This is a genomic window from Tepidibacter formicigenes DSM 15518, assembly GCF_900142235.1.
Classification (GTDB): Bacteria; Bacillota; Clostridia; order Peptostreptococcales; family Peptostreptococcaceae; genus Tepidibacter; species Tepidibacter formicigenes.
Window position 1 is genome coordinate 1 of the sequence record NZ_FRAE01000017.1, and the last position, 12,440, is coordinate 12,440.

General features: G+C 30.5%; 12 protein-coding genes. 11 read left to right on the plus strand and 1 reads right to left on the minus strand.

All coding sequences use genetic code 11. From position 1 onward, the window contains the following. Positions 1-326: 326 nt before the first annotated feature. The 6 genes from BUA77_RS04795 to fsa all read left to right on the plus strand — a co-directional run bounded on the left by BUA77_RS04795 (position 327) and on the right by fsa (position 6,343). Positions 327-1,346: an HlyD family secretion protein gene (locus BUA77_RS04795; protein WP_072887866.1), complete on the plus strand. Its 1,020-nt coding sequence runs from the start codon at positions 327-329 to the stop codon at positions 1,344-1,346. A gap of 9 nt (positions 1,347-1,355) precedes the next feature. After that, positions 1,356-2,483, plus strand: coding sequence for an ABC transporter permease (locus BUA77_RS04800; RefSeq protein WP_072887868.1), 1,128 nt, complete (start codon positions 1,356-1,358; stop codon positions 2,481-2,483). After that, on the plus strand, positions 2,470-3,579 hold the full coding sequence (locus tag BUA77_RS04805) for an ABC transporter permease (protein ID WP_072887870.1): 1,110 nt from the start codon (positions 2,470-2,472) through the stop codon (positions 3,577-3,579). The genes BUA77_RS04800 and BUA77_RS04805 overlap by 14 nt, the downstream gene beginning before the upstream one ends. Next, positions 3,572-4,063 (plus strand): MarR family winged helix-turn-helix transcriptional regulator, encoded by a 492-nt coding sequence (locus tag BUA77_RS04810; RefSeq protein WP_159428951.1) that lies wholly within the window; start codon positions 3,572-3,574, stop codon positions 4,061-4,063. The genes BUA77_RS04805 and BUA77_RS04810 overlap by 8 nt, the downstream gene beginning before the upstream one ends. A gap of 2 nt (positions 4,064-4,065) precedes the next feature. Continuing rightward, positions 4,066-5,592 (plus strand): TolC family protein, encoded by a 1,527-nt coding sequence (locus tag BUA77_RS04815; RefSeq protein ID WP_072887873.1) that lies wholly within the window; start codon positions 4,066-4,068, stop codon positions 5,590-5,592. Between the two features lie 103 nt (positions 5,593-5,695). Next, complete coding sequence (gene fsa, locus BUA77_RS04820) at positions 5,696-6,343, plus strand: fructose-6-phosphate aldolase (RefSeq protein WP_072887875.1); 648 nt, start codon at positions 5,696-5,698, stop codon at positions 6,341-6,343. A gap of 13 nt (positions 6,344-6,356) precedes the next feature. Here the strand turns inward: fsa and BUA77_RS04825 are convergent, their stop codons facing one another. Further along, positions 6,357-6,710 (minus strand): LysM peptidoglycan-binding domain-containing protein, encoded by a 354-nt coding sequence (locus tag BUA77_RS04825; RefSeq protein WP_072887877.1) that lies wholly within the window; start codon positions 6,708-6,710, stop codon positions 6,357-6,359. A gap of 207 nt (positions 6,711-6,917) precedes the next feature. On the opposite strand from BUA77_RS04825, the gene pdxS reads away from it, so the two are divergent. From pdxS to rho, 5 genes are all read left to right on the plus strand, one after another. After that, entirely contained in the window at positions 6,918-7,793 is an 876-nt protein-coding gene (pdxS, locus tag BUA77_RS04830; RefSeq protein WP_072887879.1) for a pyridoxal 5'-phosphate synthase lyase subunit PdxS, read from the plus strand. A 1-nt stretch (position 7,794) separates the two neighbouring features. Next, positions 7,795-8,370 carry a pyridoxal 5'-phosphate synthase glutaminase subunit PdxT gene (pdxT, locus tag BUA77_RS04835; protein WP_072887881.1) on the plus strand — a complete coding sequence of 192 codons (576 nt, stop codon included), beginning with the start codon at positions 7,795-7,797 and terminating at the stop codon, positions 8,368-8,370. A 285-nt stretch (positions 8,371-8,655) separates the two neighbouring features. Further along, complete coding sequence (gene glpX, locus BUA77_RS04840; protein ID WP_072887884.1) at positions 8,656-9,657, plus strand: class II fructose-bisphosphatase; 1,002 nt, start codon at positions 8,656-8,658, stop codon at positions 9,655-9,657. Between the two features lie 242 nt (positions 9,658-9,899). Further along, a complete protein-coding gene (glpX, locus tag BUA77_RS04845) occupies positions 9,900-10,868 on the plus strand; it encodes a class II fructose-bisphosphatase (protein WP_072887887.1) in 969 nt (322 codons plus the stop codon). 173 nt (positions 10,869-11,041) lie between these two features. Beyond that, a complete protein-coding gene (gene rho / locus BUA77_RS04850; protein ID WP_330390009.1) occupies positions 11,042-12,388 on the plus strand; it encodes a transcription termination factor Rho in 1,347 nt (448 codons plus the stop codon). Positions 12,389-12,440: the final 52 nt, after the last annotated feature.

Sequence of the window (12,440 nt, forward strand, 5' to 3'; positions counted from 1 at the left end):
CTAGGAATTCAGCAGATATATTAACCATTAGGGCATTTGACCCCGCAAAGGAGCATAGCTGATACCACATCATGGATAGACTGAACGAAGGAATTTAGGGACATTGATCCTGTGAGACATGGGAGGGTACGTCGCCATGAAATTAGTGGATTAATTCCAGTAATATTTTGGTAAAAACACTGATTTTCTGGAGTTATACATTTTTATATCCATAAAATTGAATATATTGAAGTTATATCCAAAATTATATCTATCAATTTATGAAATTGTAAGAAATAGAGAGTATTTAAGAGAAAATAAAAGTATATAGAGGGAGGTATTACGACATGAAAAAAAAAGGTATTATATTGATTTCTTTATTACTAATGAGTTCTTTGCTATTTGGATGCTCTTCAACTGAAGAAGCTAAAAAAGATATTAAATTTCAAGGAATTATAGAAGCTCAAGAAGTAGATTTAAATTCTAAGATACCAGGAAAAATAGGGGATATAAAATTTGAAGAAGGACAGGAAGTTAAAGAGGGAGATGTAATTGCTGTTATAGACTCAAAAGAGCTTATTGCTAAAAAATCTCAAATGGAGGCTTTAGTAAATGCAGCAAAATCACAATATGAAGCTGCTCAATCTCAAGTAAATGCAGCATCTTCTCAACTTACAAAAGCTCAAAATGGAGCAAGAACTCAAGAAATAGCTCAAGCTCAGGCTTATTATGATCTTATGGTAAAAACTTATGACAGAGTAGAAAAGCTTTATGAAAAAGGAGCAGTTTCAGCTCAAAAAAAAGATGAAGTAAAGGCACAACTTGATATAGCTGAGCAAAAGCTTAATATGGCAAAAGAAGGAGCAAGAAGCGAGGATGTATCTGGAGCACAAGCAATGGTAGCTTCTGCTATAAATATGGCTGAGGCTGCAAGGGGTAAATATGAACAGGCAAAAGCAGGTCTTGATGAAGTTAATGCTTATATACAAGATACTTTTATTAAGTCTCCTATAGATGGAACAATAACACTTATAAATTCTGATAAGGGAGAATTAGTGTCTACTGGAATGAGTATAGCTACGGTTTCTGATTTAAGTAATATTTGGATAGAGATAAATGTTGATGAAAGAAAATTAAATGAAGTTTATGAAGGTCAGGAAGCAAAAATAACAGTTCCAGCATTTAAAGACAAGGTATTTAAAGGTAAAGTTGTAAGGATAAATAGAAAGCCTGATTTTGCAGTTAAAAAGGCGACTAATGATAACGGGAATTATGATATTGTATCATATGGAGTAAAAATAAAAATAGAAAATGAGGAAGGTTTATTAAGACCAGGAATGACTGCATTTGTTGATTTTATAAAGTAGGTGATATTGGTGGAAAAAATTAAAAAATATATAATGCCATTTATTTTGATATTTGTAATTCCTATCATAGTAAATACTATGCTTTGCTATATGTTTTCGGATAATCAGATAAAGGAAATACCTACAGCGGTATACCTTGGAGATAATACTCAGTTTTCAAGAAGTATAGTTAAATATTTTGATGATAGTGATACGTTTGATGTAAAGTATTATACTGATAGTCCTTATGAAATAGAAAAGCTAATAATAGAAAATAAAGCTAGATTTGGACTTTTAATACCGAATGACTTTTATAAGGATTTAAAGAAATATAAATCACCTACAATTTTAACTGTATATGATGGAAGTCAGCTTTCAATTACTTCATTTGCAAAAATACAAGCAGGAGAAACTCTTTTGACATTAAAAGGTGGGGCTTTAATTAAGGTATTGCAAGGAAAGCTTAATATTCCATATGATAAGGCAAAAAAAATAGTATCATCTATTGGAATTCAAACTAGATTACTGTTTAATCCTACTAGAAATTATACAAATTATTTAATGCCTGGATTTATGACAGCTATTGTTCAGGTAGGGCTTGTCATTGCAGCAGCGGTAGCTGTAAATAGAGAAAAGAGAAGAAATATGATTACTTATTTGACTTCTAAGATATTTGTATATTCAGTACTTGGATTCATATCTTTGATTGCTAATATATATATTCAAGTTAAAATATTTAATGTTCCCTTTAGGGGAGATTTAAAAGAACTTTTAGTTTTAACATTTGCTTTTACAACTTGTGTATCATCAATAGGAATGTGCGTATCAACAGTAGTTTGGGATAAGGTAAAAGCAGCTCAGGTAGCAGCAGTATTATTTTTACCAAATACTATAATGATTGGATATACATATCCTTTAATAGGGATGCTAAATGGATATCAAATTTTTGGAAAATATATACCTCTTTATCATTATGCTGATAATTTAAGAGATATTATGATTAAAGGGTATATTGTTGATTTTTTAGGAGATGTAAAATACTTACTTATAGTTTGTCTTATTTTTATTGTTTTAGCAGTAGGTATTGAAATTATAAGAGAGAGTAAATCCTTTAAAAAGAAAGATAAGAGAGAAGGTGAAATTGTTGAAAATATTTAAAGAAATAACGAAATTTTTTAAAGATCCTAAAAATATAGTAATATTAATTATAGGGCCAATATTGTTCACTTTTCTTATTGGAGGGGTTTATTTAAAAGATTATATAAATGACATACCTATTGTGGTTTTAGATATGGATAATACATCTACTTCTAGAATGATAATAAATGAATTTGAAAATAATGAAAGGTACTATATTTCATATAGAGCTAATTCTTTAGATGAGCTTAAAAATATTATAGATGCTAAAAAGGCATATCTTGGAATTTATATACCAAAAGGATTTAATAAGGATATAAAAAAGCAAAAATCATCTAATATAGCTCTTATTATAGATGAGAGTAATATAACTATAGGAAATACAGCACTTGCTTCAGCAACTGAAATACTTGCAACATTAAATGCAGGGATTAATATAAAAATACTTGAGGCTAAGGGGATAGACCCTACTACTTCTTATAATTTAGCTAAAATATTTAATTTTGAAGCTAGAGTTTTATATGATCCAAAGTTCACTTATAAAGGGTATTTGATGCCAGGAATAATACTTGTATTTGTTCAGCAGTTATTTTTATCAGCGTTTATTCCGAAAATATTAGAGGATAGAGAAAATATTATTATAAAGTCAGGTATATATGCAACTGGTGCAGCAATTTCTTATGTATTTTGTGCTTTGATTTTAAAATATTTTCTTAATATAAGCATTAAAGGATCTTTGTTAACTGCTTTTGTTTATGTATATATATTCATATTATCTTTATTAGGAATTGCTTTGGTTATAGCAGCTTTATTTAAGGATAGATTAAAGGTTACTCAATTTACAATGCTTTTATCTATGCCAACTTTTTTAACAGCTGGATATGCTTGGCCGATAGACCAAATACCGAATCCTCTTCTTTATGTTATAAAGATTATATGGCCTCTTATATATGCAATAAGTCCTATTAGAGATATTATTATTAAAAATACTCCTGTTTTAATATTTAAAAAAGAGATAATTTCTCTTATATTGTTTGGGATTATATGGTTTATAATAGGTTATAATTTATTTATGTATATTTTTGATAAAAAAAATGGAGGTAATGTTAGTGAATAAAAAGGAGCTGTATGATTTTTTAGAAAGCTATAATTTTATTGAGGATATGTCTGGAAAAACTATTATAAATTTAATGAAAAGTGTTGAAATAATGAGGTTTGTATATAATAATTTATTTGCAAAGCATGGTATTTCAGAACCTAAGTTTTATGTTTTACTTTTGCTTTCTTATTCAGAAGATGGAATGGTTCTTTCTGAAATTGGAGAAAAGATGCTTGTTACAAGAGCTAATATGACAGGTCTTATGGATAGAATGGAAAAGGAAGGATTAGTAGAAAAAAGAGTAAATCCAAAGGATAGAAGATCTACAAAAGCATATCTTACAGATAAGGGAAGAGAATTGTTTGAAGATATAAAAGCGATACACATAGATTTTAGTAAGCAAATGACTAGAGTTTTAGATATTAAAGAAAAAGAAAACTTAAATAATTTATTAGAAAAGCTTCAGTGTGATATAGTAAACTGTTTTAGTGAGGAGGAATAAAAATGAATAAGAAATTTATTTCCATGGCTTTATGTGCATCACTTATTTTTTCATCTAATATGGCAGTACCTTTTAATATATATGCAGATGAAATAGTTCAAAATGTAGTAGAGGAAAATAAAGAGTTGAATTTAACTCTTGATAAAGCTATAGAAATTGCCATGGAGAATAACTATATATTAAAATCTCTTGAAGTTGATCTTGAGTCAACTGATTTATCTCTTGATAGAGCGAAGTATAATGAAAAAAAGATTAAAAAAGGGCAAGATAAGTTGGATGATGCAAAAGAGAAATCTGCTCCTTTGATTAATGGGATTGATAAACTTATATCAAATGGATTAGGAACAGAAGCAAGTAGTGTTAATGATATTAAGCAAAATGTAGACGGAGTACTTAATACATTGAATCAAATTCCAGATGAAATGCTTTCGCCTGAACAAAAAGTTCAAAAATCTATGTTACAAGAAGCATCTAATAGCTTAAGCTATGCTATAAGTGAAGGATATGGAAATTATAGCAAAAAAGATATTGAAGGAGGTATAAAAGCTGGAGAAGATAAATTAGATTTAGGAATAGAAGAAGCAAATTCAGCTATAGCTGAAAAATTAAATATAGATGTAGATAGAGTTCTTGCTCTTGATTCTACAACAGAACTTATGACAACTATGGCAGAGCTTCAAAATGAAGTAACAAAAGATGGATATAAAATAGCTCAAAAGCAAATAGAGCTTCTTACTCGTCAAAAATATTATGAGGTAATAAAAACTAAGAAAATAGAAGAACTTAAAAAAGTAGCACTTGATAGAGCTAATAAGCAGTATGAAATGTCAAAAAATGCTTATGAAGAAGGTATGAAGGCAAAGGATGATGTGCTTCTTTCTCAGGCTCAGGTAAAGCTTATGAATGTGGATTATAGAAATGCTGTATTAAACAGAAAAAAAGCAGAAATAGAGTTTAAAAAAGTAATAAATGTAGATCTTGGAGTTGATATTAATTTAGTTGAAGACTTTACTACCGAGAAAGAAAGTTTTAATTTAGAAGAAGGAATAAAACAAGGTCTTGAAAAAAGGATAGAAATAAGAAAAGCACAGGCTCAGTATTTGGTGGATAAATTAAATTTTGAACTTACATCAAAACAATATCCAGATAACACATATCAATACAAAGAAGCTAAAGTTAAGATGGATAAATCAAAAGTTGAGTTAGAAAAATCATATAAAGAAGTAGAAGCAAGCATAAGACAGTCTTATGAAGCATTGATTGCTACACAAGATATGATATCATATATAGAAAATGTAGTAGAAAATGCAAAGGAGTCTTTAGAAATAGCTGAGTGTAGATATGAAGAAGGATATGGGTTTGAAACTAGCGTTTTAAAATCTGCTAATCTTGAAGATATAGCAGGTACTATTGTAGAAGTAATATCTGCACAAGAAAGACTTAGTGATATAGAAGAAAAGGTAGTAGAGGTTATATTTAACTATAACTTAGCAAAGGATAAGTACTTAAATGATATAGGAACGTATTAAATAATTTTATAATGAATATATTAGGATATAAAAAAATATAATAACATAGTGATTAATATGATAAAATATATTATGAAAACGATACCAGAAAGGAAGTGTAATAATGAAATTATTTATAGACACAGCTAATGTAGATGAAATAAGAGAAATAAATGATTGGGGAGTAATAGAAGGAGTTACAACTAATCCTTCATTAATTGCAAAGGAAGGAAGAGATTTTAAAGAAGTAGTAAAAGAAATAACTGATATAGTAGATGGGCCAATATCTGCTGAAGTTATATCTTTAGAAGCAAAAGGAATGATAGAGGAAGCTTTGGAACTTTCTAAAATTCATCCTAACATAGTTATAAAAATTCCTATGATTGCTGAAGGCTTAAAAGCTATAAAAGAACTTTCTAAAAAAGGGATAAAGACTAACGTAACATTAGTTTTTTCTGCTAATCAAGCACTTCTTGCTGCAAAAGCAGGAGCTACATATGTTAGTCCTTTTGTAGGAAGACTTGATGATATAGGACATGAAGGGATGAATCTTATAAGAGAAATTGCTGAAATATTTGATATTCATGGAATAGATACAGAGATTATATCAGCAAGTATTAGACATCCTGAGCATGTAAAATTATCTGCTCTTGCTGGTGCTCATATTGCTACAATTCCGTATAAGGTATTTAAGCAAATGGTAAAGCATCCTATGACTGATCTTGGTATAGAAAGATTTTTAAAGGATTGGGAAGGTGTACCTAAAAAATAGAGCCAATTTGGCTCTATTTTTTTTGCTTATAAAATGGAATTAATAGCTGTTGACCTTCATAAATCAAGTTGGGGTTTCTTAAATAATTAAAACGTATTATATACATCATTGGTACGTCATATTTTTCTGAAATAGAAGCTATTGTTTCACCTTTTTCTACTGTATGAATTATAGAATCTGGAGGTGAAACTGGAATTCTTAAAGCTAATCCTATAGGTATTAAATCAGGATTTGGTATAAAGTTGAATTTTAAAATAATCTCTACAGTTGTATTGAATTTCTCTGCAATTTTAGCTAAAGTATCTCCTTTTTGTACTCGGTATATATGAAAACCAAAAGGAGCTATAAAGTATGGATTAATAAACATAGTCTTTCCTCCTAAAATAATATTTTTCATATATTATATTTAGAAGTTGTAATTTGTGTTCCATCTCATAAAATGTACTGATACAATTTGTGTTTTTGCATATAATCCACTAATTGTATTGATAAAACACACTTGGGTATGAGATAATATTCTTGGAAAAGGAAAAAAATTCAATAATTGTATTGGTATAATAAAGGGGGAGTTAATATGAGTAGATATGAATTAAATAAAAACTTAGCTCAAATGTTAAAGGGTGGAGTTATAATGGATGTTACAAATCCTGAAGAAGCAAGAATTGCTGAAGAAGCTGGTGCTTGTGCTGTTATGGCACTAGAGAGAGTACCTGCTGATATTAGAAAGCATGGTGGAGTTGCAAGAGCTTCAGATCCACAAATGATAAAAGGTATTAAAGAAGCAGTTTCTATTCCTGTTATGGCAAAGGTAAGAATAGGACATTTTGTAGAAGCTCAGATACTTGAAGCTTTAGAAATAGATTATATAGATGAAAGTGAGGTTTTAACACCCGCTGATCCAACTCTTCATATTGATAAAAAAGCTTTTAAAGTTCCTTTTGTTTGTGGAGCAAAAAATTTAGGTGAAGCTCTAAGAAGAATTGGAGAAGGTGCTTCAATGATTAGAACTAAGGGGGAACCTGGAACGGGTGATGTTATTGAAGCTGTTAAGCATATGAGAATGATGAACTTTGAAATTAGAAGAATTCAAGGCTTATCAAAAGAAGAATTGATGAATGCTGCTAAAGAGTTACAGGCTCCTATTCATCTTGTTGAATATGTTCATGAACATGGAAAACTTCCTGTTGTAAATTTTGCAGCTGGTGGTGTTGCTACTCCTGCTGATGCTGCGATGATGATGCAGCTTGGTTGTGATGGAGTATTCGTTGGTTCAGGAATATTTAAATCTGGAGATCCTAGAAAAAGAGCTAGTGCTATAGTTAAAGCTGTTACACACTTTAATGACCCTAAAATATTAGCTAAAGTTTCAGAGAACCTTGGGGAAGCAATGGTTGGAATCAATGTTTATTCAATAGATAAAGAAGAAAGAATGGCTAATAGAGGGTACTAAAATGAAAAGAATTGGTATTTTAGCACTTCAAGGTGCATTTAAAGAGCATATAAATGTAATTAAATCATTAGGTCATGAGGCTATTGAGATAAGAAAATTAGAAGAGTTGGATAATCTTGATGGCATTATTTTACCTGGTGGAGAAAGTACAGCAATGGGAAAACTTCTTAATGATTTTGGAATTAAAGAAGTTTTAGTAAATAAAATAAAAAATGGATTAGCAGTATGGGGAACCTGTGCTGGAATGATTCTCCTTGCAAATGAACTAGATGGTGATGAGGCTCATCTAAAAGTTATGAATATTAAGGTGAGACGAAATGCATATGGTTCTCAACTGGATAGCTTTATTGTTAAGGAAGTTGTTGAAGGGGTATCTAAAAAGGAAATTCCTATGGTGTTTATTAGAGCTCCCTATATTGTTGATATTGATGAAAATGTTGAAGTTCTTCATAAGGTTGATGGAAATATAGTAGCTGCACGTCAAGATAATATGCTGGTAACTTCCTTTCATCCTGAACTAACAGATGATACGACTTTTCATGAATATTTTATAAATATGATAAATGAACTTGAGTAATAAAAATTTACTTAAAAAGACTATGAATTATTTTATGATTCATAGTCTTTTTTAATATGGAAGGATAATTGGTTTTGTATTGTGTTTAGAAATTGAATTTTCATTGAAAAATGATAACTAATAGGCATGAATTAGAATGTATATTTGTTCTATATAATAATAAATAAAACAATTATATAACATAAATACAAAAAAATATGACATATATCTTTACAAACTATTAAAATATGACGTATAATTATATTGAAATTTTTATACGGAATTTTTATGGGGAGGAAATTGATTATGGATAGAAATTTAGCATTAGAGCTTGTTAGAGTAACTGAAACAGCAGCCCTTGCTTCTGTTAGATTTATGGGAAGAGGAGATAAGAATGGAGCTGATGGAGCAGCTGTGGAAGGAATGAGAAAAGCTTTTTCAAGTGTAAAGGTTAACGGAGAAGTAGTTATAGGAGAGGGAGAGCTTGATGAAGCTCCAATGCTTTATATAGGAGAAAAAGTAGGATGTGGAAAAATAGACGACATGGAAGTGGATATTGCAGTAGATCCTTTAGATGGAACTTCTCTTATAGCAAAGGGACTTCCAAATGCTATTGCTGTAATTGCCATGGCTAAAAAAGGATGCTTACTTCATGCACCGGATACATATATGAAAAAAATGATAGTAGGACCAAAGGCTAAAGGATGTATAGATATAAATGCATCTGTTGAAGAAAATTTAAAAAAAGTTGCAGATGCTTTAAATAAAGATATATCTGATTTAACTGTTATAATACAGGATAGAGAAAGACATGAAGAAATGGTAAGTGAAATAAGAAGAGTTGGAGCAAGAATAAAAATGTTTGGAGAAGGAGATGTTGCAGCGGGTATTGCAACTTGTTTTGAAGATACAGGAGTAGATATACTAATGGGTATTGGAGGAGCGCCAGAAGGTGTTATAACTGCTGCTGCTGTAAAGTGTATGGGTGGAGATATGCAGGGGATTATTTATCCTATGAGTGAAGAAGAAAGAAAAAGATGCTATGATTTAGGATTTACTGATGAAGATATAAAAAAAGTATTATATTTAGATGATTTGGCGAAAGGTGATGAAGTATTCTTTGCAGCGACAGGAATTACGGATGGAGATTTATTAAAAGGTGTAGTTTCTTATGATAAAAATAGGGCTAAGACTCACTCGGTTGTAATGAGAGCAAAAACAGGAACTATAAGATTTGTTGAAGCGATACATAGATTTGATAAGAGTCAAGTGTTAATAGAGCTTATGAAAAAATATAGGAATGTATAAAAAATATAAAAAAAGTCCCAAATAGAATTGGGACTTTTTTATATGCAAGGAATATATTTAAATATTGATAGTATAGTTTATATTGTAGTTTAAAATTATAAAAAAGTCTTTATTTTAAAGATTTTAAATGTAGGCTTTTTTGAAATTTCCTATTCATTATAAAAAAATACAGTAATATATTGACTTTAAAAATAGTATATCATACTATATAAATGTGACATACTTAAAGGGGGAGTTTTTTTATGGATAGAAATTTAGCTATAAATTTAGTTAGAGTAACAGAGGCTGCTGCTCTTGGGGCTTCGAAGCATTTAGGTAGAGGAGATAAAAATATTGCAGACCAGGCTGCTGTAGATGGAATGAGGAAAATGTTTGACACAATAGATATTGATGGGACTGTAGTTATAGGAGAAGGGGAAATGGATGAGGCTCCAATGCTTTATATTGGAGAAAGTATTGGAAGGTGTTGTGATGGAGCTATTAAGGTAGATATTGCGGTGGATCCATTAGATGGAACGAACTGTGTAGCGAAAGGACTTCCAAATGCTATTGCTGTAGTGGCTCTTGCTCCGAAAGGACATCTTCTTAATGCACCCGATATGTACATGGACAAAATTGCGGTGGGACCAAAGGCTAAAGGGCTTGTAAGTCTGGATAATCCTATAACTGAAAATTTAAAAATACTTTCAAATGTACTTGATAAGAGTATGGATGATTTAACTGTTACTATGCTTGATAGAGAAAGACATGAAAAGTTAATAAAAGAGTGCAGAGATGCTGGAGTTAGATTAAAGCTTTTCAATGAAGGAGATATAGGAGCTGCCATGGCAACTTGTTTTGATCATACAGGGATAGATATGATGGTTGGAATAGGGGGAGCGCCTGAAGGGGTATTAGCAGCAGCGGCTCTTAAATGTATGGGAGGAGATTTTCAAGGAAGACTTGTCCCTTATGAAGATGAAGAGAAAAAAAGGTGTATAGATATGGGGATTAATCCAAATAAACTCCTTACAATGGAAGATTTAGTAAAAGGGAATGAAGTGTACTTTGCAGCTACAGGAATAACTGAAGGAGATTTTTTAAAAGGGGTTGTTTATAAAGGAAACAAAATAGTACAAACACACTCTGTTGTAATGAGGTCGGAAACAGGAACTATAAGATTTATAGATGCAATACATAAGCTAGATAAAAAGCCGAGTTATGCAAAGTAAGCAAGAAGAAAAAGAGAACAAGGAATAATTTAGATAGAATTGGTTATAATAAGAGAGATATTTTATCTCTCTTTTTTCTTGACCGTATTTAATATCAATGATAATATTACTGTATTAGATTTTCACTTCTTTTTCTTATCTTACTTTTTCCCAATATTAAATTAAAGTAAAATGTGGAGGGGATATTTTTGAATTATGAAGATTTGAAAGGTAAAACAATAGTTCAGCTTAGAGAAATTGCAAAGGAGAAAGGGATAAAATCTCCTACTAAATATAAAAAAGATGAACTTATAAATAAAATATTAAATATTGAAGAAAATGAAAAAATAGTAGATGACAAGGAAGAACAAGCAGATAAATTAATTAACAATATTCCTCAAAAAATAAAGGATGAGATAAAAAATGAAGAAAAGCAAGATATAGCTAATGGAGTTTTAGAAATATTACCTGATGGATACGGTTTTTTAAGAGGATCTAATTATCTTTCCACAGATGAGGATGTTTATATATCTCCATCTCAGATAAGAAGATTTAATATGAAAACTGGAGATAAAGTAACGGGAATTACAAGACCTCCAAAGAGTGGAGAAAAGTTTAGAGCTCTTCTGTATGTCCAAAAGATAAACAATGAAAATCCTGAAAATGCTGTTAGAAGGCCTTCCTTTGAAAATTTAACTCCAATTTATCCTGATGTTAGATTGAACTTAGAAAAAGATAGTAAGGAAATATCTACAAGACTTATAGATTTAATTGCTCCTATAGGTATGGGACAAAGAGGTCTTATTGTTGCTCCTCCGAAGGCTGGAAAAACTGTTCTTCTTAAGAATGTTGCAAACAGTATATCTAGAAATCATCCAGATGTTGAACTCATTGTACTTTTAATAGACGAAAGACCAGAAGAAGTTACAGATATGCAGGAGTCTATAAATGGAGAAGTTATATATTCTACTTTTGATGAACTTCCAAGCCATCATATAAAAGTAGCTGAAATGGTTTTAAATAGAGCTCAAAGACTTGTAGAGCATGGAAGGGATGTTGTAATACTTCTTGATAGTATAACAAGACTTGCTAGAGCCTATAATTTAACAATTCCTCCAACTGGAAGAACGTTATCAGGAGGACTTGATCCAGGAGCTTTACATGGGCCTAAGAGATTTTTTGGAGCTGCTAGAAATATAAGGCAAGGAGGATCTTTAACTATACTTGCTACAGCTCTTGTAGAAACAGGTTCTAGAATGGATGATGTTATATTTGAAGAATTTAAGGGAACTGGAAACATGGAGCTTCATCTTGATAGGAAACTTGCAGAAAAGAGAGTATTCCCTGCAATAGATATATACAAATCAGGAACTAGAAGAGAAGATTTACTTCTTTCAAAAGAGGAAATTTCAGGACTTTGGAGAATTAGAAAAGCAATTAGCAGCAATAGTGTGCAAGAAGTTACTGAAAAAATGATGGAATTTTTAGTCCAAACTAAGGATAATAAGCAATTTATTGACTTAGCAAATAAAAATATTTAGCCTTGAAGAGGGGAATTTGTTGTGATATAATGTAAGAGTTGAATATTGATAG